At 61.2% G+C, this 23,296-nt stretch carries 1 protein-coding gene (running past one end of the window); it reads left to right on the forward strand.

Translation table 11 applies throughout. The annotated features are described in order from the left end of the window. Positions 1-23,182 carry the 3' portion of an LEPR-XLL domain-containing protein gene (locus A3OQ_RS0110835; RefSeq protein ID WP_020674451.1) on the forward strand. It extends 19,712 nt beyond the left edge of the window, so only the last 23,182 of its 42,894 coding nucleotides appear in the window; its start codon lies off the left edge, out of view; the stop codon is at positions 23,180-23,182. Positions 23,183-23,296 lie beyond the last annotated feature (114 nt).

Below are 23,296 nucleotides of genomic sequence, written 5' to 3' on the forward strand. Positions count from 1 at the left end.
GGCGACGAGCGTTTCCTCGACGTCCGGCGAAGCGATCAGCGCCCTTGTCGCAGCGGGTGCGGCGGCGCTCGAAGGCAGCGGCGTGGCAGCAGTCAGCGTTTCCTTCGCCGGCGCCCTCGGCTTCAACGAGATCCAAGTCGCGACACATGCTTATGTCGACGGCGGCGGCACGGCCTCTATCAGTTCGACCGGCCTTGCGGTCTCGGCGACGGATACGGCGAACATCACGGCCGGTGTCGGCGCAGCGACCGTCGGCGTCGCGCTTGCCGGCATCGCCGGCGTATCGGTCAGCATTTCGCTCTCGATCGCCCGCAATACGATCAATGACGATCAAGAGGCCTATATCACCGGCGTCGCTTCGCTTGCGGCGGGCTCGGGCGCGGTGAGCGCGGAGGCGACTGAAAACGCAACCATCAACGCCGGAGCGGTCGCCGCGGCGATTACTGTTTCGATCGGCGGCGCTGCCGGCGTCTCGGTGTCCGGTGCTGCCACGACGGCGGAAAATCTGATCGAGGCGAATGTCGACGCCTATATCGCCAACTCCAACATCACGGGCGCTGGCGCGATCACGGTCGAGGGGTCTGACACATCGACCATCAACGCGATCGTCGACGCGGCCTCCGTTGCCGTCGCAGGCGGCATCGCGGGCGTCGGCGTGGCGCTGGGCGCGGCCTTTGCGCATAACGCGATCGGCGACGGAACGACGGGCGACACATCGTCGGGCAGCGTGACGGCTGATATCAGCGGCACGGCGATCAACGCTTCGGGCGCATTGACCGTCGAGACCGTAACGACCGAAACCATCGAGGCTGAGGTAGGCTCTATCGCCGCCGCGCTTTCGGGCGGCTTCGTCGGTGTAGCCGTCGGCGGTGCAGGCGCCGTGGCGCTCAATGACATCGGCTTGAACATCAACGCCTATATCAATGGCGACAGTAATGGTGGATCTCAGAAGGGCATCAGCGCCGCGAGCGTGAGCGTCTCAGGCAGCGACACGTCGTCGATTACGGCGCTTGTCGAGGCAGTCGCGATCACCGCTTCCTTCGGCGCTGTCGGCGTCGGCGCTTCCATCGGCGTTTCGCAGGCGACGAACGAGATCACGAATAATATGGAGGTCTATATCGCGAATGCCGGAGACGGCGTTACGGCGACCTCTGGTTCGGTTTCGGTCTCGGCTCTGGAAGCGGCGACGATCAACGCCAATGCGTCCGCCGCGGCCGTGGCGCTGAGCGGCGGAGCTATCGGCGTGTCCCTGTCGGGTGCCGGCGTCGAAGCCACCAATGTCATCCTCGACGACACCAATGCCTATCTCTCGGCCAGCAAAATCACGGCGAACACCGATGTGCTGGTAAACGCGAACGCGTCGGCGACGATCAACGCGCTTGTTCTCGCCGCTTCGGGAGCCATCGCGGCCGGTTTGGGCGGCGGCGCCGGATCGCTCGGCGCCTCACTCGCCGAAAACTTCATCGGCTATGATGCTTCCGGTTCCCGTCATCCGGACCAGGTCGAGGCCTATTCGACCGGGACCAGCATTCAGGCTGGGCGCAATTTCAACGAGACCGCCACGGATCATTCCACGATCGACGCGAATGTCGCCGCGGCTTCGGTCGCGATAACCGGCGCTGCTGTCGGGTTCAGCCTGGCGGGCGCCGGTGCGACGGCTGAAAATAAGATCGCCGTCAATACCGAGGCGACCGTTTCGGGCAGCGGGTCGAACGGCATCAATGCCGGCGCGATCAACCTCGACGCGAGCGATACGTCGGGCATCACCGCCTTCGTCGGGGCCGCCGCGCTCGCGGCAACGATCGGCCTTGGCGACGGCTATGCGATCGGCGAGTCGCTGGCGCAAAACAATATCGACAATCAGGTCCAGGCTTCGATCACCAATGCCGGCGTGACCACGTCGGGCACGACGACCATCGATGCGACGGAAAATGCGTCGATCACCGCGACATCCGTCGCTGCGACTTTCTCCGCCGGTGTCATCGCAGTCAGCGGCGGCGCAGCGGTCGCTTTGAACACGATCGACACGAGCACCTCGGCCTTTGTCGAAACGAGCACGCTGACGGTCGGCGGCCTTAGCATCGATGCGCAGGACACCTCGTCCGCCAGCGCCACCACAGGCGCGGCATCGATCGCGGCCGGCTTCATTTCGCTCGCGGCGGGCGGCTCGGGCGCCACCGATACGATCAACAATACGGTTTCGGCCTATGTCGATGGTTCGACTGTCCAGGCAGGCAGCGGCAATGTCCTTGTCGAAGCGTTGGCTCAGCCCGAGGCATATGCGAATGCGCAGGGGGTCACCGCCGGCACTCTGGCTGTCGGCGCCTCGGTGGCGATCATCAATCTTACGCCGACCGTCAGCGCGACGGTCAACGGCCATATTACGGCAGGCAGCCTGTCGATCATGGCCAATGTGAACCTGCCGTCCGACGGCCATCAGGCGGCGAACGCTCAGGCCGGCGGCTCTGTCGGCGGTCTCATCGGCATCGTGGCCAGCAATGCGCAAACGACGGATACCGACACGGTCACGGCGGCGGTTGGCGCGGGAACGGTTGCGACGATCGCGGGCGCCATGCTCGTCGTGGCCAATGGCAATACGTGGCAGAATTCCCGGGCATCTAATGCGGCATTCGGTCTGATCGCGGTCGGCGTGGCGCAGTCCTCCGCGACGGCGACGAGCAAAACGACCGCCTCGATCGGCGATTCGGCTCAAGTCACCGCTGGCACGCTGCAAATCAATGCTGCTGGCAATGATAATAATTTCGCCTTTGGCGAGGCAGGCAGCGGCGGCGTTCTCGCGGGTGCGGGCGTGGCTCCGACCACAACGACGAATGCCACAACCAACGCGACCATCGGTACGGGCGCGGTGATCAATGTCACGGGCGGGACGATCAACTCCGCGTTCCGCATCTCGGCCGGGCATGTTTCGACTGTCAATACACAGGTCATCGCCTCGGCTGTCGGCCTCCTTTCCGGTGCCGGCGCGGTCGCCGTCAACAATGTCAATTCGAACGTGACGACGACACTCGATGGCAGCGTCACCGCGCTGTCGATCATCGGTACGGCCGTCAATGATTTCAACAAGCCGGCCATTCTGGATACGACCCTTGCCAAGCCGGCCGACGGTCCCTTCATTGACAACATCTCCGGTGACACGGGCGGCCTTGCGAGCGCGGCCGGCGCCACGGATACGACGACGATCAGTTTCAACACGATCGTCGATGTCGGTTCCACCGCCGTTCTGAACGTCGTCGGCGCCTTCTCCAATGCCGGTGCCTTGTCGCTGTCGGCGTTGAACGATTTTCAGGGTTACGACCAAGTGACGCTTAAGACCGGCGGCGCTTTGGCCGGCGCTTCGGCGAAAGCGACGATCCAAACCAGCAGCGATCTTGCGAAAATCAACATCGAAGCCGGCGCGAAATTGATGAGCATCGGTGTCGTCGCGCTCGCCGCCGACGGCAGCGGCAATGTGACGACGCAGGTCAATACCGACACCTATGGCGCGGTCACGGCGGCCGAGGCCAATAGCAATATCGACATCCGGCCCGACAATGAGATTGTCATCGGTGCCGCGGGATCCCCGACGCAGGCGACCATCACCTCCTATGGCGATCTCGATCTGACGGCCGGCGAAGATATCAACTTCAATATGGATCCCTATACGTTCTATGCCTATACGGATGCCTACGCCGGGGCGATCATTCCGCTGAGCTCCGTGAACGCGCATTCCTACGTCGTTCAGACCAATCAGATCACAGTCAACGCCGATGCCGTGCTCAAGACCGGCGGCTCGGCAAATCTCCTGGCCAATATGGTCGGCTTCGCCACCGTCGTTGCGCAGGCCAAATCGACGAGCTGGGCAAGCGATGTTGCAGGTGGCATCCTATCGCTGACCGGCGGCAATCCGGCGAATGAGTTCAACGGAACCGCTTTCGAAGTTTCGCACGGCATCGTCGATGTGAACGGATCGATCACGACCGGCATCACCAGCAATGTCAACGTCACGTTCAGCTACGATGTGAACGGCAATGTCATCGAGACCGTCGGCACCGACAGTCCGACGCTCAGCTTCACCAACACGACCGAGACGGAATCCTCGGCCCTGTACAACACCTATCTGAGCACTGAGGCGCAGCTCGGCCAATATCTCGGGATCCAGAAATCTTTGACCGCCAATGGCGAGGATGACACGACTATCGACGGGCAGGTGGCCTTCGACCAGCAGGAGATTGCGACGATCGAGTCGCAGTTGAAAGCCCAGGGTCTTGGAGAGACGGAGTCCGACGGAACCTTCGTTGTCGTCGGCAAGGTGGTACAGGTCATCGATATAGCGGCCTTCATCGCGCAGGCGGGCCAGATCAACCTCTATGGCGATCAGATCGAGGGGACCGGTACGCTCACCGCGCCGACGACCGTCAACGTCAGCATCACCAATACGACGGCCTCGTCGCTTCAGATCGAGGGGATTACGATTCCCCAGCTCATCGGCGGCGTCTATGCAAACGGCGTTGCGCTGGTCAATACCGATACGTCGATCAGCCCGACCTCTCCCCAGGCGCTGGCCAATGCCAATAGCGTCATCAATAAGATGAACGGGAACGACGCCAGCACGGACAATGAGAATCCTGCCAGCAGCACCGATCCGGCGGTGGCGGGCGTCGCGAATTTTGCGAGCATCACATTGTCGCCGCCTCCGGCACCGCCGGCTCCGAACGCACCGGCGATCGCGTTCATCCGCATCACCAACCAAACGCCGACCGTCCCGCCCGGATTTCAGTTCCCGACCTTCGTTTCAGCAACAGGTGTGGTCACCCAGGAATCGCTTCCGACGACGCCGGCGGACATCATTATTCAAGGCAACATCACGGCCATCGAGGCGGAACTCGATGTCGTCTCGCTCGGCGATATCAACGTCAATGCGCCGTTGATCGACGTTCATACGCAGAATTTTCAGGCGAAGAACAATATCTCGATCAATGAAGTGCAGTTCTATGCCTCGGGCGATCCGGCGACGCAGTTGCTCGGATCGCAAAGCGGCATCCCGCCGCTGAGCGGTACGACCGACGCAGGCAAGCAGCAGGTTTCGACCTATGAGGGGGTCGTCCAGCAAACCCAATTCATAGCCCAGACCATCTCGATCCAAGCCGAATATGTCGATTTGAACGGTGCGCTCAATGCCGGGCAGAGCAATCCGACGCTGACGATCAACCCGAACGACATCGCAGGCCAGATCGCCACGATCAAAGCCCAAGGACTATCAGGCCTTATACAGCTCAACCTGCCGGATGCAGATAATCCGAACAATGAGTTCACGGTCTATTACAACACCGCGAACGGCGGCAGCCTCGAGGTTGATACGGTCAATCTCGCCGGCGGCATCATCACCATCAAGGGCCACGTCTTCAGCACATCCCAGGCCGAGCTCAACGCGTTCGGCTATTACGGCGGCGTCACCATCAACAACAACACGGCCTATAATCTTGCCGTAAAGAGCATCAACGTGTCTCAGCCCGGCGCCGGTCTGATCGACATTACCGACTATAATCAGACCAATGCTTCCAATAGCGCCTACGTGCTCGAGACGAAATATCTCTCGCAGCAGGGCGGCGGGATGCTGATGTCGACTCAGTACATCAACACGCTCGACGGCACGATTCTCGCCGGCGTCGGCGGGACGACACCGATCACCACGAACTCGACGCAATTCGGGCTCGAAAAGGGATTGCGCTATAATTTCTCGGTGGCGACGAGCGCTCAGACGACGACCGTCAACCTCTACTATACCAGCAGCTGGCTTGGATTGATCAGCCTCGGCTCGGGCAACGCGCCGCCCCAGCAGCAGACGATCACCACCTCGCAGCCTCAAATCGAAGCTTCGAGCCTTTATTTCTACGTCGACACCAACTCGGCCGACGAAAATACGTCCTACATCTATACGACCGCGACGCATACGATAACGGATACCGGCTTCCAGCCTTCGGGGCACTGGACCCACAGCACGTGGTACGGAAAGAAGACCTATTACCAGCAAACGACGGACGTTAAGGGCACCGAGACGATCTCGTCCCATTCGATCAAGGCCGATATAGCTGTTGGCATCAACTTCCTGGGCAGCAACAGCTCGAACATCACGATCAATTCGCCCTATAGCAGCGTCCAGCTGCTTGGCAATCTCACCAACGTGACGGGTTCGACGACGATCACCGCCGGGGGCTCGATCACCGCGCCGAACACGGCCAATGAGGTCGAGGGTGTGATTGTCACCCTGACGGCAGGCACCAACATTGGACAGAGCGGTCTGCCCATCAACGTCGTTTTGGCGGGCACCGCCGGGCAGAAATTGACGGCTACCACGACCAATGGCGCGATCTATATCGCGGCGCCGCAGACAGGGCTCGCAATCGGTTCGATTACGGCCGGTGGCGATAACGCCGTGAATCTCTCGGCCTTCGGCGCCATAACGGTGGCGGCGAACGCCACAGGTCTCATCACGGGTGGCAATGTCGCGATCACCAGCGGCGGCGGCGTCGGTACATCTTCCGCGCGGCTTGAACTCGCCGTCGGCCAGGCCGGCAACGACAAGTTGAATCTGACCGCCAAGGGCGATGTCTATATCGAACAGACAGAAGGCGATTTGCCGCTCTTCGCGCTGACGACGACAGGCAACGCCGATATCCTTGTCGACAATGGCAGCCTCATCAACGTCAACACTAACGTCCAGGTGGATGCGCGCACGACCGCGCAGCTCGAAAACGGCGTGTGGAGCGAGTTGGCGCTGACCGGCGACCAGGCGCAGGCCAAGATTCAGGCTACGCTGAACGAGTACCAGCTTTACCAGCAGCAGCAGTATCAGGCCTATTGGACGGACCGGAACGCGCTCGTCGATTCCGTTACCGGGCAGCCGACCGATCCAAGCGATCCGAAGGCCATTGTCCAGATGTCGGCGGCCGACGTCTCCTATTACACCACCTATTACACGGGCGTTTACAATGCTCTGCCGCCGGCGCAGCAGACCGTGTCCCTGGCCACTTATGTCGCTAATGCGATCCAGACGCTCGAATTGTCGACGACGCAGCAATATTACAATCTTGCCGCCGTATTCGGGCCGGGGGGCTCCTATGCGCCCGGCACGACGAACACTTACGACGCCGCGACAAATTCCACTGTCAGCAGCACTTCCTACGATCGAAACACCTACGATCCGAACTTCACCTATCTGCTCAGCTCGACGGAAAAGGCCAATCTCGTCGGCAGCATCAAGGTCTGGACGACGGCCGAGTTGCTCGAGGGAATCAGCGCCGGTCTTCTCCAGACGACGACGAGCACGCAGACCACGATCGAGGCGCCGAATATCACGGCGGTGAATATCACCATCACGACCAACAAGGGCACCAGCACCAACGGCGGCAATATCGGTTCGCTCGTCAATCCGGTCACGAACCAGGTCGGTTTCGCGCCGGGGCCGAATCTCCAACTTGGCGGCACGCCGGCCGGACTCGCGCTCGCGGCCGCGCAGGCCTCGGACCTGAACTTCCTTGCCGCGACGCCGACGCAGGTCACGGTCAATTTCAGCGGCAATACGATGACGCTGAGCAATGGCGCGAGCTGGAGCAGCGTCGATCCCAATATCCAGGCGGGCGATTGGGTCTATGTCGGCGGCACGACGCAGAATGCGACCCAGAACGGCGCCTATCTCCAGGTCGCTGCCAATGGGGTCAATGGTTCGAGCATTACCTTTACCCAGACGGTTCAGACGGAAAACAACCAGATCGTGCTTGTCGCGCCGGTTGTCACCAACCTTGGGACCACGGACAACAGCACCATCGGCACGCTGGCCGGTCTCGACGTCAATTTCGGAGACGTCGCCAATAATGGCACGATCACGCTGACCAATGGCACTGGCGGAACATGGGGCGGCGCGGACTGGGCCGCCATGGGCTATAAGGTCGGCGGCGGCATTTATATCGGCTCCGCGAGCGACCCGAACGGCAATGGCGCGAGCTTCAACGTCAACGGGACGAAGCCCTATTACACGATCGCGGCGATCGACGGCGCGACCATCACCTTGCAATGGGGTCAGACTCTGACCCGCGAAGGCAATGTGTCGATCAATGCCGCGCCGGTCGATATCGAACTCGACAGCGGCGCGAACAATGTCAAATACGTCCTGATCTCACAGAGCCGGGATGTTGCGATCGCGCCGTCGGGGACCGTTACGGCGACGGCGACCGGCTTCATCTATCTTGGCTCTCAGGTCAATCTCCAGCTCAACCACGTCGGTTCGACCGGCGGCGCCGACATCCGGATCAAGACTCAGGGCAGCCTCACCAATGTCGCGTCGGGCGGCGTCAACGTCTATGGCGGCAGCATTGTTCTCGAGGCGGGCCAGAGCTTCATCGGCACGTCTTCGACGCCGGTGACTGTCGATGTCGGTGCCGGCGGGGGGCTGACGGCGCGCGCGCTCAACGATATCTATATCAATGCGCCGGATGGCGACATTCCCGTCGGCGGCATCTATTCGGCGTCGGGCGGCGTCGATCTCGTGGCCAGCGGCTCCATCTATGACGCGGTCACCTCTGACCTTGCCAAGCTTCAAGCGAACTGGCTTGAGCTGCAAGCCGGCGGAAGCATCGGTACGGGCGCGGACACGGGGACCGGCAAAGTCGCCGCGGATACGCTCGGCGCGCTGCATGTCGATATTATCTATGGCGGTTCTTTCGGCGCGTCCGGCACCTTGGGCGTCCTGCGCGCTTTGGCGCAATCGAATATCAATATCGACCAGACCGCTGGCGCTCTCTATGTGCTCGATGCTTTCTCGCAAGCGGGCAATGTCACGCTCGGGGCGGCGGGCTTCATCCTCAATGGGGGCAATCTCACCGATCCGACCAATCTGAATTCGGGTGTCAAGACCGGCATCGGAAGCAGTGACGGTGCGAATGTCTATGGCAATACGGTTCAGTTGAATGCGGGCCAGGCCCAATCGGGCGGTATCGGCAACGGCTCGACGGCCTTTAACATCGTCAGCGCCTATAGCGGCGCCGGAACGGTGACCGCGACGGCCGGCGATGAAAATATCTATCTGGTCGAAGTGACGGGCGACATTTCATTGATGTCGGTCGATGCCGGGTCCGCTATCGCTTTCCTCACGGCCACGGTCGGGAGCATCTGGAACGGCAGATCGGACAATAATCAGGATATCGTAGGCGGGGCGGCCGACCTCATCGCCAATGGCAGTATCGGTAAGAGCACCGCGCGCATCGTCGGCACCGTCGATAATATCGAAGCGGTCTCGACCACCGGCAATATTTGGCTTTGGAATATTGGCGGCCTCGATGTGGGCGGTGTCTTAGGCGCCGACACGTCTTATGGGCTCAAGGCGGTGGCAGGAACGATCTCAATCCTGACCTCGAGCCCGCTCGAAATCGTCGAGAACGTCCTTGCGTATGGCGATATCACCAAACAGGCCGGCACCGCTGCCGGAGACGACGATAATCTGATTGTCGATGCGGGCGTTTCCATCACATCGACCAACGGCGGAATTTCGCTCATCGCCGGCAATAACCTGACCCTCGATGGCGGTTCGGGTTCGAGCACTTGGAGCGGAACGCCCACCGGCGCGGTGCTGAGCGCCGCGACCACGATCCTGCTCGTGTCCGGCTATTTCGATACGTCGAGTGCCACTGACACCGATAATATTACGGTTCAATCGGGCGCCAGCATGCAGGCTGGTGGGGCGATCACCCTGAACTCGGCTGACAATATCATCATCGGCGGCGCGCAAATCATTGCCGGCACGAACCTCACGTTCAACGCGGGTAATCAGACCAATTCGGTGGTTACGACTGGTACCAACAACAGCGTCACGGTGGCTGCGACCGCGATCCTCACGGCCCAAACGGGGGCGCTCACGATCAACGCAGCCAATGATATCACCATCGGCGCAGCAGATCTGACCGCGCATACCAACCTGGTGCTTGATGCGGGCGATCAAACCACGTCGAGGCCGGCAACCGACGCTACGACCAATGAGGTCACCGTGGACGCGGGGGCCGAGCTTACGGCGCAAACGGGCGAGCTCGAAATCACCGCGGCTAACTTCGTCACGGTCGGCGCCGCGCAACTGACGTCCTACCTCGGTTTGATGATCAATGCCGGCAATCAAAGCACATCGGCGACAGCAACCGACGATACGACCAACAGTGTTGAGATCGAGGCAGGCGCCGTCTTGCAGGCGACGACCATGGGGATCACGATCGACGCGGGCAATGACATCTTCCTCGATGGAGGGATTGCCAGCGGCCAGACCGTCACGATGGCCGGCGCGAAATTGACCGGCACGTCGGTCGCCCTCAACGCCGGTTGCGTCGCCACGGTGAATCCGCCAAGCGGAAGCGCCATCGACAGCGTGACCATCGGCTCCGGCGCGGTTGTTCAAGCGACCACCGGGTCGATCGCGATCAATGCCGCGAATGACATCACGATCCGCGGCGCGGCCGCGCCGATCGCCGCGGCGCAATTGACCGCCGCGACCACGATCACGCTGCAGGCTGGATATCTGTTTGCAACGGGCCAATTCGACACGAACAGCGTCATTGTCGACGTCTTCGGCGCCTTCACCGCGGTAACGCTCTATATCGCGACCGGCGGCGGCGATGATGACGTCGAGTTCAGTCCGTCGGCTTTGGCCGCCAACACGTTCATCGATACGGGTGCCGGCAAGGATAAAATCCACGTCTATAATATGCCGAGCCTGACGAGCTATCAGAGCTACCTGGCGAATAACGGGCAATTCGTCGACACGGTCAATCTCGACGGACAGGACGGCGCCGACACCTATCTGATCGATACGACGGTGAATTCGGACTATGTCATCAACGTCAACGATAGCGGCGCGCTCAACAGCGGCACCAATTCGCTGATCATCAATGGCGCCGAAACCGACAAGGGGCAGACCTTCCTCGTCCGCAGCCAGTTCGTCGCTATCCTGGAGTCGGATGGGAATCCGACCTATCAGCGCATCAATTACAACGAGACGATCACCAATCGCCTGACCATCAACGGCGGCAACATCACGCAAGGCAATACCACCGCTTTCGGCAATTCCTATTATCTCGACGGCAATTCCGCGGTCATGACGATCAATGCCGGCAATGGCCTCGATTTCTTCCAGGTCGGGCAGGTCTATGACCCGAGCTCGTTCAACTATGATCCGAATGGCAAGGCGCTCGTGAACGGTGCGCCCGGAGCGCTTTCGGGCGGGGTCGGAGCCCTCCTCGGCGACGGTCTGAACCTGACCGGTACGACCGTCGGCGAATTGTCGGACGGTGTCGACAAGGCGACCGTGCTTTACGGCGGCTCGGGTGTCGACACGTTCGAGGTCTATTCGAACAAGGCGGATCTGTCTCTGATCGGGGGCAGCGGCGACGACACCTTCATCGTCCGCGCCTTCCTGGTTGCCGCCGGTACGCATATCGGCGTCACGGGCGGCAGCGGCAACGACACGATCGAGTATAACGTCAACGCTCCAGTCGATATCGAGGGCGGCACGGGCTTCAATACGCTGGTCCTATTGGGGACAGAGGCGAACGATACGTTCGTCGTGACCAAGGACGGTGTGTTCGGCGGCGGCCTCAACGTCTCGTATACGAATATTCAGGCTGTCACGATCGATACGCTCGAAGGCAATGACACGGTCTATGTGCTCAGCACGCCGCAGGATGTCGTGACGACGATCAATGGCGGCCAGGGTGGCGACACGATCGTCGTCGGCGGCGATGTGAGCGGCGCGGTCATTTCGGCGAATACGCAAGGCGCATCGAGCGTCACCGACAACACGGTGCAGAGTCTCGATCCGAATTATAACAACACCTTCGTCCCCGGCCTGAGCGTTTTGGTCGGCGGGTCGGACCAGATCATCAGCCAGCAGCCGCAGTCGATCGTCCATGTCAACGATCCGACATCGATGACGTCTTTCACCGTCAGCGCGCCGCCTGGCCTGACCGGCAATCAGGTGGCTTACGTCAACGTTTCGCCGGCGCAGCCTTCGGCGGAGTGGGGCTCGGAGGGCGCAGCAGCGCTGCAAGTCTCGACCGATCCTAACGACCCGAACAGCTGGACCTCCAATCTGACGCTTGCGTTCACGGCCTCGACGGGGACGCAGACGGTCTATATGCGCGCGGCGCCCGTTCCGGCGAATGACACCTATTCGCGGAACGAAACAATCGTCGTCGCCAGCACGGTCATCAGCAGCGACGTTCCATCTCTCAACGGCCTCGTCTTGCCGACCGTGAAAGTCACGCTCGAGACAAGCGCGACGGGTCTCATCATCGACCAGGGCCTCGCGCCGACCACGATCGTCGCCGGACAAACCACCTACAGCTACAATCTCTCGCTCAACAAGCAGCCCGCCCCGAATGAGACGGTCAAGGTCGCTCTGACGGGTGTTCCTGCGGGCGTGGTGGTGCTTGATAATGGCGTGGCATTGCCGGTGGATCCCAGTTCGGGGCTGCCCTACGTCACCTTCACCGCGTCGGACTGGACTCAGGCGCAGACCATAACAGTGTCTTCGACGCTGACCGGCTCGCATGACGCGATCTCGCTCGACATCGGGCATGAGATCACCTCGACCGATCCGAACGGGACTGAGACTCCCGTCTTCTCCGCCACGGCGACCAATGGCGGCGACGTCAAACTCACGATCGCAGCGACCGATACGGCCGGTGTCCTCGTGCTGGCGCCGCAAGGCACGGCCTCTGTTACCGCAACGCAGACTTACACCTATCAGATGGTGCTGACCGGCCTTCCGCAGGCCATGGTCAACAATGTGCTGACCGATGTTCCCGTCACCATCAGCCTCGTCGGCGATGGGCAGACCATCGCGTCGAGCACCGATCCGCGCTTCAATGCGGCCAACCAGACGGTGACCTTCGATGCCGATCCGAACAATCCGGATTGGTACAAGCCGATCACCATTACGCTGAGCGACAATCCCAATTATGTCGCGCCGAGCGGCGGCAGCCAGGGCAGCAATCCGGCGACGGATATGTCCTTCCCGAACCAGCCGCATACGCTCTCGCAAATCAACGGGCCGCTGATCATCGACGGCGGCACGCAGGCCGGGCAGCCATCGCTGGTTTCCGCCGTGGGTCTCCCCTATGAGATCCATAATACGCCTGTCACCGAGCCGAGCCTGCAAGGGCAAGGCGTCGGCAGCGGCGCGACCGATGTCGTGAAAATCTACGACGACGGCGCGACCACGGGCCAAACCGGTTATCTCACCGATATTCCTGCGGCCGACGAGTTCGGTACCCCCGTCACTACGGGCGACTCCCAGTTCTTCAGCGGTCAGGGCGTCAATATCAGCGGCCTCGGTCTGCCGGGAACCAACAGCCATTACGATAGCAACGGCAATGTCATAACAAGCGGCGACATTTCGCATACGAGCTCGGCCACCGGCATCACCACGACCTACGAAGCCGGAATCAACGTCGTCAATGTCGACTCTATCCAAGTCTATCTTGGCACCGGCGATGACACGTTCAACATAGACACGGCCGCACCGACCGTGAATGCGGATGACGGTCTGCAGACCATGATGGTGGTCGAGGGCGGCGGCGGCTCCAACACGATCAATGTGCAGGCGAGCAGCGATCCGCTCGTGCTTTACGGCAACGAGTCCGGCAGCGGCGTTGAATATAATTCTCCGGAGCGTCAGACCGGCATAGCCAATGGCAATGCCAACGCGTTCACCAACTTCGGCTCCGACACGATCAATGCCTCGGGCGCGACTGGCACCGTCGTTATCGTTGGCGGCCCCAAGAATGACACGCTGACGGGCGGCACCGGCACCAACTGGATCGCCGGCGGCGAGGGCAACGATACGATCAGCGCCTCGGGCAAGATCAATTACATCTTCGGCGATTCGAGCTTTACGGTCGGCGCATTGTCGTCTGTTACTTTCAGGGGCGTGATCAGCCAGACGCTCGATCTGTCCAGCCGTCTGATGACGATCAACAACGGCGTCCTGCCAATGGATGCCGGCGTAAACGGCGGCGTCCTGTCGGCCGGCGCCGATACGATCACGATCTCAGGCAATGGCGTCAGCACGGTCTTCGGCGATTACGCCACCATTGCGATCGCCAGTCAGGCAACACCTGGCGTTGTCGATCCCTTCAACAGCCTCGGCGTGGAATCCATCACCATGATGGCCTCCGTCAACACGTCGCTCGGCGGCGATGACACGATCACCATCAACGGCAACGGCAATAATGTCGTCATCGGCGGCGCGGGCGCGGATACGATCCTCCTCGGCTCCGGCGGCAAGAATGTCGTCATCGGCGATAATGGCGAGATCGATTATACGAACGCGGGTCAGCCGATCAGCGGCATTCCGACGAATGTGAGCTTCGGCAATGTCGATGGCGCCGGTACGATCACGCTGACGGATGGCGGGAACTGGGCGAGCCTTGGTTACACGGTGGGCCAGGGCATCTTCATCGGCTCGCTTTCGGATCCGAATGCCAATAACGCCAATGGGCCGGCCTTCAACGCCAGCGGACCGAACCCCTATTATACGATCGCGGCGATCAACGGCGCGACGCTGACCTTGCAAACCGGAGAGACGCTCACCGCTGAAGCAAAGGCGACGGTCAATCTCTCGCCGGTCACGATCAACGCACAAAACAGCGCCGCGAGCAGCTTGAGCGGAATTCCCACTCTGGTCTCGTTCAGCAATACCGGCAATGCGGGTACCATAACGCAGGTCGACGGCGAGAGCTGGGCTGCGCTTGGCTATCAGGTCGGCCAAGGCATATTCATCGGTTCGGCGACCAATTCGAACAAAAATGGCGCGACTTTCGATCCGACCAAATCAAACGCCTATTACACGATCGCGGCGATCAACGGCGCTACGCTGACTTTGGTAGACGGAGAGACGCTGACGGTCGAAAACGTCGCGACCGTCAATCTTTCGCCGGTCGCCATCAACCCCATCCCGGCGCAAAGCACGCTGACGGGTGTTTCCACGCAGCCCTTGGCTCTGACATCGATCGAGTCGATCGACCCGGCGCATGGTGGCGCCGACATCATTGCCGGCCCGAAGGATTCGGACGGCAATTACACGCCGGCAGGCGCCGGCAACAATATCATCATCGGCGGCGTCGGTGCCGACACGATCGATATCGGCGGGACCAACAACACGGTCATCGGCGACGACGGCCAAGCGACCTATAATGGCGTGACGGGCAAGCTTACGTCGATCACCACGCTCGATCCGACGGTCGGCGGCGATGATACCATCAATGTCACGGGCGGCGGCAACGCGATCCTCGGCGGCTTCGGGGCAGATCACATCACCGTCGGCGGTTCGGGTAATACGATCCTCGGCGACAATGGTGAAGCCTTCTTCGATGACGGCGTGCTCGCTACGAATCCGTCGCTCGGGTTCGCCATCGCAACCACCGATCAGACGATCGGAGGCGACGACACGATCACCATCACTGGCGATGGCAATAATGTCGTCTTCGGAGGGTCCGGCGCCGATACGATCCAGATCAACGGTAATGGAGAGAATGTCATTTTCGGCGACAATGGCGCCGCTGCCTATGTGAACGGCGTTCTAACTGAAGCCGCGACGACGGGCGAGACTGCACCCGCTGAAGTGTTCGGCAACACGGCTTTTCCATCAAGCGAGTCGAACAATAGCGGCGTCGTTTACGGCGGCGATGATACGATCACCGTCAATGGCACCGGCAACAATGTCATCGTCGGCGGCTTCGGCGCCGACACGATTACAACGGGTGCCGGCAATGCGATCGTTCTCGGCGACAGCGGCTTCGCGGTGTTCGATCCGACGACGGGCGCGCTGGTCGAGATTGCTTCGGATCCGGTCACGTCCGCATCTGGAGTCCCGCAGCTTGATCTCACGATTGGCAGCGCCAATCTTGGTGTGTCCAGCTCCGACATCATCACGCTCGGCAATGGCAATAATGTCGTCATCGGCGGCGCCGGTGCCGATCAGATCACCGTCGGCACGACGGGCGCCAATGTCATCATCGGCGACGATGGCGAGGCGGATTACACCAATGGCGTCCTGACCAAGATCTTCTCGACGGATGGTACGCTCGGCATCGGCGGAAACGACACGATCTCAGGACCGAACGGTGTACCTGGCGGCTCCGGCAATAATGTCGTTATCGGCGGCATCGGCGCGGATATCATCACGCTTGGCGGCGCGAATAACACGATCATCGGCGACGATGGCATCGCGACCTTCGGTACGTCTGGCCAAATCCTGACGATTGCGACTCAAGATCCGACCTTCGGCGGCGATGATACGATCACAGTCACGGGCGGAAATAACGAGATCTTCGGCGGCACGGGCGCCGACACGATCACCGTGGAAGGCGCTTCGGCGGGCAATGTCATCGTCGGCGACGACGGCGATGCAACATTCACGAGCGTGCAGGTCAGCACCATGGTTGCGACCAGCGTGCTCAGCTTTATCGAGACGACCAATCAGACCGACGGCGGCGACGATATCATCACGACCGGCGACGGCAATGACGTCATTCTCGGCGGTTCCGGCGCGGATCGGATCAGCGTCGGGGACGGCAATAGCATCATCCTTGGCGATAATGGCGAGGCGACATTCGCCGTCGCTTTGGCCGGCGGCTCGATCGCCGCTGACGATGCGGCCTATAGCCGGACTCTGACTCTGATCGAGACTACGGCTCAAGAAGCCAACGGCACGGAAACGGCGGATCAGACCGCCGGCGGCATCGTCTATGGCGGCGACGACACGATCGACGTCGGCGCGGGCAATAATGTGATCGTCGGCGGCCTCGGGGCCGACGCGATCACGACGGGCAATGGCAATGATGTCGTGCTCGGCGACAGCGGGACTGCGACCTTCGATGCGACGACGGGCGATATCGTCAAGATCTTCTCGACATTCGGCAGTGCACCGGTCGGCGGCACGCGGGACACCGGCACGTCGAGCGACGACGTCATCACGCTCGGTAACGGCAATAATGTCGTCATCGGCGGCGCCGGCAATGACCAGATCATCGTCGGCACGACCGGCGCCAATGTCATCATCGGCGACGATGGCGAGGCGGATTACACCAACGGCATCCTGACCAAGATCTTCTCGACCGACGGCACGCTTGGCATCGGCGGCAACGACACGATCAGCGGTCCGAATGGCACATTCGGCGGCTCCGGTGACAATGTCGCGATCGGCGGCATCGGAGCGGATACCATCACGCTCGGCGGGGCGAACAATACGATCATCGGCGACGACGGCATTGCGACCTTCGGAACCTCTGGCCAGATTCTGACGATTGCTACGCAGGACCCGACCTTCGGGGCCAGCGACACGATCAAGGTCAATGGCGGTGACAATGTCATCTTCGGCGGCACCGGCGGCGATACAATCACCGTGCAGACGAGCGGAAACACGGTGCCGTCCGGCAACGTCATCGTCGGCGACGATGGCGACGCGACATTTACGAGCGAGCCGGTGAGCGCCACGTTTGCGACCAGCGTGCTCAGCTATATCGAAACGACCGATCAGACCGATGGCGGCGACGACACCATCACGACGGGCGACGGCAATAACGTCATCCTGGGTGGCTCTGGCGCCGATCGGATCACCGTCGGCGATGGCAATAGCGTCATCCTCGGCGACAATGGGAACGCGAGTTTCGTGGTGGCTTTGGCAAGTGGCTCCGTTCTCGGCGGCAACGCGGCCTATAGCCGGACCCTGACACAGATCGAAACGACAGCCGAGATCGCCGCGACGTTGGGGTCACCTCAGCCCGTCGAGACGGCAAGTCAAACGACTGGCGGCAGGGTCTATGGCGGCGATGACACGATCACCGCCGGCAATGGCAATAACGTGATCTTCGGTGGCCTCGGCGCCGATACGATCACGGCCGGCAATGGCAATGACGTCATCCTCGGCGACAGCGGCACCGCGAACTTCGACGCGGCCACTGGCGTCATCGTCAACGTCTTCTCGACCTTTGTCGGCGCTCCGGTCGGCGGCACGAGGGACACCGGCACGTCGAGCGACGACACGATTCAGACCGGGCTCGGCAATAACGTCATCTTCGGCGGCTCCGGCGCCGATATGATCACGGCCGACAGCGGCAATCCCGGCACCGTCGTCTTCGGCGGCATCAATGACATCATCCTCGGCGACAATGGCGAGGCGGACTTTACTGCCGGTGTCGTGACCGCAGTGTTCAGCACTTATACGAATGATGGCGGCGACGACACGATCAAGGCCGGAAACGGCAATGACATCGTCTTCGGTGGCCTCGGGGCCGACGCCATCACGCTCGGTGACGGTGCGGATGTCGTTTACGGGGACAGTGCCTCGGCGCAATTCTCCACAGCCGGCGTCCTGCAGGTCGTCTTCGACCTGTCACCAAACGCCATCAACGGCGGAACGCGCGATACCGGCACGTCAAGCAATGACGTCATTACCGTTGGCAATGGCTACGATGTCGTGGCCGGCGGTTCCGGCGCGGATACGATCACCGCGGGCAATGGCAACGATTACATCTTCGGCGACAACGCTCTCGTTCAATTGGCGCTCGTCGGCAATTTCGACATCGTGACGCGTGCCGAATCCATCGATGCCTTGTATGGCAGCGCTGACACGATCATCGCCGGCAACGGAAATAATGCGATCGTCGGCGGCGACGGCAGCGATACGATAACCGCCGGCAATGGCGACAATATCGTCACCGGCGACAATGCCGAGATCGTCCAGGCCTTCAATGCCGACGGCACGCCTGTCCAAAATTCGAATGGCGATTTCCATCGCGATATCGTTCTTGAATCCATCGGGACGATCACGGCGGCGCTGGCCATCGACAGCGGCGCTGATGCTGCAAACTCGAATCTCGCGGCGATCAGCGCCGCCGACCTCGTGCTTCTCGCTGGCGGCTTCAATGCGAATGGTACGCAGGCGTTGACCACCTCTGGCAACTGGCAGACAGAAGCTCTGCTTCTCAGCCTCCAGGCCGATGGCAACGATACGATTACCGTCGGTAATGGCACCAATGTCCTGATCGGTCAGGGTGGCAACAACACCCTGATCGCGGGCAACGGAAATAACATCATCTTCGGCAATGGGGCTTCGAACACGGCGTCGCTGCAAAGCGACATCCCGATTATCGTCAACGCCGTGATGATCGAGAGTGCGCCCGGCATCAACGGTCTTTCCATACCGGCCTCCGGCCTGCTCGTCGTGCCGTCCATCACGCTCGAGCCTTACGGGCTTATCGTCGATGCGCCGCAGCTTGAGATGGGTCCGAGCGGCGCCGGCACACTGAGCACGCTGGCAAATGGCGGCATGATCGCGCAGTCGAATGGCACCAGCTTGCAGGTCTACGCATCCATCGTGCCGAGCCTGCTTGACGGTTCAACCGCGCTTCCGGGCAACAATACGATCAAGGTCGGAAGCGGCAACAATCTGATCTTCGGCAATGACGGCGAGATCGAGCCGCTCGTCACCACAGGCATTTCCGCGATCGATCAGGAGCTGCAAGGCCTTTCGGTCTCGCTGCTCGGGCTCTCGACCGATCTCAGCACGCTTGCTTATGCGCAAGATGCGGTGACGACGGCGCAAGGCGTTACGACCGCCTATGCCGTCAATATCGGCGACAACATCATTACGGCCAACGGCGGTAACAATACGATCTTCGGCAATGAAGGGCAGATCTTCATACCCGGCGCGGCCTATGCGTTGCCGACGGACCAGTCTTATGAGACGGCGGTCTTGTCCTACACGTCGTACCTGCTGGACTTCCAGCAGGCGGTCGGAGACTTGTCCTACACGGCGCATGAGGCGACACAGCAGGCGATCAATACTTTCGCTGCCTTGCCCAACGCCTCGGCTGCACGCGGCACGCCGCATTCGCTGGTCATCGATTCCAATCAGATCAATGCGGGCAACGGGAACAATCTGGTCGCCGGAAATAACGGCATCGTCCTCGCGCCCGCCAGCAATACCGCGATGAATTGGGTCGCCGGATATAATGCCGGCACCGTGTCGGCAACCCAATCAGCCGTCAGCGGGATGATTTCGGCCGGCAATGCGGCGATCGCACAGCATCTGGCCGCGGCGCATCCGTTGAGCCTGCTTTCGTCCGGCTCTCTGTTCAATAACGGGCAGGGCTATCAGATCAGCATGGACGACAATACGATTACCGGTGGAACGGGATCGAACATCCTGATTGGCAATAATGCCTTGATTCTGCAGCCTGTCATAACGGGCGTCATCAGCGCTGTTTCCGAGGCTTCGGCCAGTCAGCAGGTCATGTTGACGGCGATGGATCGGTTGTTCCTCGGGCAATATTCGGCCGCGGCGGCCTATGGCGCGGCCTTCGGTGTCCAGCCGGCCTTCGTTCAGCGCGGTACGAGCGATGTCTCCACCTCCGGCGGCTTCAAGTTCACTCCCGGCAATATAGCGCTTGGCGACGACACCATCTCTTCCGGCAACGGCAACAACCTCGTCTTTGGTGACGATGCCGTGGTCGAACCCGATTTCTCGTCGGCGAGCCTTGGTCTCTCGACCTCGATGTTGGCGAATCCGATCGACGAACTCGGATCGCCCGGGACCTCCGGTTACAATTATGTCTATGGCTTCGGAGCCTTCGGTTCGCTGCATCAATGGCAGTCGGCGCCGGTCGCTCCGTCGAGCTTCCATGTCGATGCCGATACGATCACCGGCGGGGCCGGGACGAATGTCCTTTATGGCGAACTCGGCGACGACAGGGTCATCGGCGGTTCGGGCAATGAATATATTTCCGGCGGCTTCGGCTACAATACGGTGGGCGGCGGCGGTGGTCAGAATCTGATTTCGTTCAACCGTGCGACGGACACCCATGTAGCGGGGGGCGGCAATGACATCGCCCGCGGCGTGCTGGACTTCACTTCAGATCCGGGAGTCCTTTCGGCAACCGTCTCAAATCCATTCACGCAAGCGTTGGCGGCCGCGTATCTGGCCGATGCGGCCGGCGCGCCGAGCGTCGCCACCTGGGTTCCGCTTGGGATTTATACGCTGCCGCAGGCTGGGCCCGGGCTCAATGCGTACAGCGTGACTGTTGCCGGAAACGCAGTGGTCCAGCTTCCGACTCTTGTGACGGAGGTCTTCGGCGGTACGATTGTCTATTACGAAATCGTCGATCCGGTCGCGACGGGCGTGACGCTGTTTGTGAATGGCCAAGCCGTCAGCGCGACACAGCCGCTCATGCTTTCGGCGGCGGACTTTGCCACGGCTCAGCTAGCTATGGGCGTCGAGACGAGCGAGCAAATCCAAGTCCGCGCCAGCGACGGCACCAACTGGGGCAAGTGGTCGACATTCGCTGTTACCTCTGGGGCGGATGTCCCGCCGACGGTGAGCACGACGAGCCAGGCGAATGCTGCGCCGAATACGATTGTGTCTTTGAGCAGCCTGATCACGGCCAATAATCCGGGCGGCGGTTCATTGACCTATCAGTTCTACGACAACACGCCCGGCAATGGGTCGTTCGTCTTGAACGGCGTGGTGCAGCCGGCGCAGGAATATCCCTACATCACGGTGACGGCGGCGCAGCTTGCGAGCGGTGCCGTCAGCTTCCAGACGGGTTTCGATTCGACCGACCAGCTTTATGTGCGGGCGAGCAATGACGGAACGGATTGGAGTTCGTGGACGGGATTCCAGGTCTCGGCGCCCGTGCTGACGGGGCAGAATCAAAGTGTTGCGACGGATGGGATCGTGGCGGCTTCCTCGCTGTTTGCTCTGGCGCCGTCTGCGGGGTCTGCGGCGGCTTCGATCACAAGCTATCAGTTCTACGACAACACGCCTGGCAATGGGTCGTTCGTCTTGAACGGCGTGGTGCAGCCGGCGCAGGAATATCCCTATGTCACGGTGACGGCGCAGAATCTCGCTTCGCTGACATTCAATACGGGTTCGGGCACGAGCGACACTCTTTACGTGCGTGCGGGCAACGGCAGCCAATATGGCAATTGGACCGCGGTCACCGTCACATCGGCGGTTGATGTCCCGCCGACGGTGAGCACGACGAGCGAGGCGAATGCTGCGCCGAATGCGATTGTGTCTTTGAGCAGCCTGATCACGGCCAATAATCCGGGCGGCGGTTCATTGACCTATCAGTTCTACGACAACACGCCCGGCAATGGGTCGTTCGTCTTGAACGGCGTGGTGCAGCCGGCGCAGGAATATCCCTACATCACGGTGACGGCGGCGCAGCTTGCGAGCGGTGCCGTCAGCTTCCAGACGGGTTTCGATTCGACCGACCAGCTTTATGTGCGGGCGAGCAACGATGGAACGGATTGGAGTTCGTGGACGGGATTCCAGGTCTCGGCGCCCGTGCTGACGGGGCAGAATCAAAGTGTTGCGACGGATGGGATCGTGGCGGCTTCCTCGCTGTTTGCTCTGGCGCCGTCTGCGGGGTCTGCGGCGGCTTCGATCACAAGCTATCAGTTCTACGACAACACGCCTGGCAATGGGTCGTTCGTCTTGAACGGCGTGGTGCAGCCGGCGCAGGAATATCCCTATGTCACGGTGACGGCGCAGAATCTCGCTTCGCTGACATTCAATACGGGTTCGGGCACGAGCGACACTCTTTACGTGCGTGCGGGCAACGGCAGCCAATATGGCAATTGGACCGCGGTTACCGTCACATCGGCCGTCGGCTCAGGCACGCCGGTGTCTCTCTTGATGGGCAATCCGTCTGCTGGGGATGAACCCGAAACCGTGTTGGCGTCCAGTGCTCAAAAGGCTCCGCAAGACAGCGATGTTACCGTCGCGGACGACACCGAGACCACCGACAATAGTGCGCCGATCGGGGCCATCGCCTGGCAGCCGCTTCGACCGCAGGACGTGATCACGACGATCAAAAGCGGCACGATCGCAATCAAGACGACGACCGACCTCCCGGCAAGTGTGTGGCTGTTCGACGATATGGACGGATCGTTCATTTCTGCCGCCGACACGGAAATGCCGGATACGATCAGACTGCAGGCCGGCACGAGTGATTTCGACCACCCGCAGCCTGTGTTCGCCTGTGAAGATCGTCCGGTAGCGCCCGAAGGGGGAGATGCAGGCGTCCGCTCGAGGTTCTTCCAAATGCTCCACAGTGTGAAGGCGCGGCTCTGGACGTGAGTCAGCAGGGTCTAGACCTGCTGGACTGTAGGTCCGCCGCTCCAAGTCCCGGTGGGTGGCGCGAATGGAACGCGGCGGTCACTCCAACCGCCGTGCCTATCTGTCTCCTGCCCG

It is taken from the genome of Methyloferula stellata AR4, assembly GCF_000385335.1.
Classification (GTDB): Bacteria; Pseudomonadota; Alphaproteobacteria; order Rhizobiales; family Beijerinckiaceae; genus Methyloferula; species Methyloferula stellata.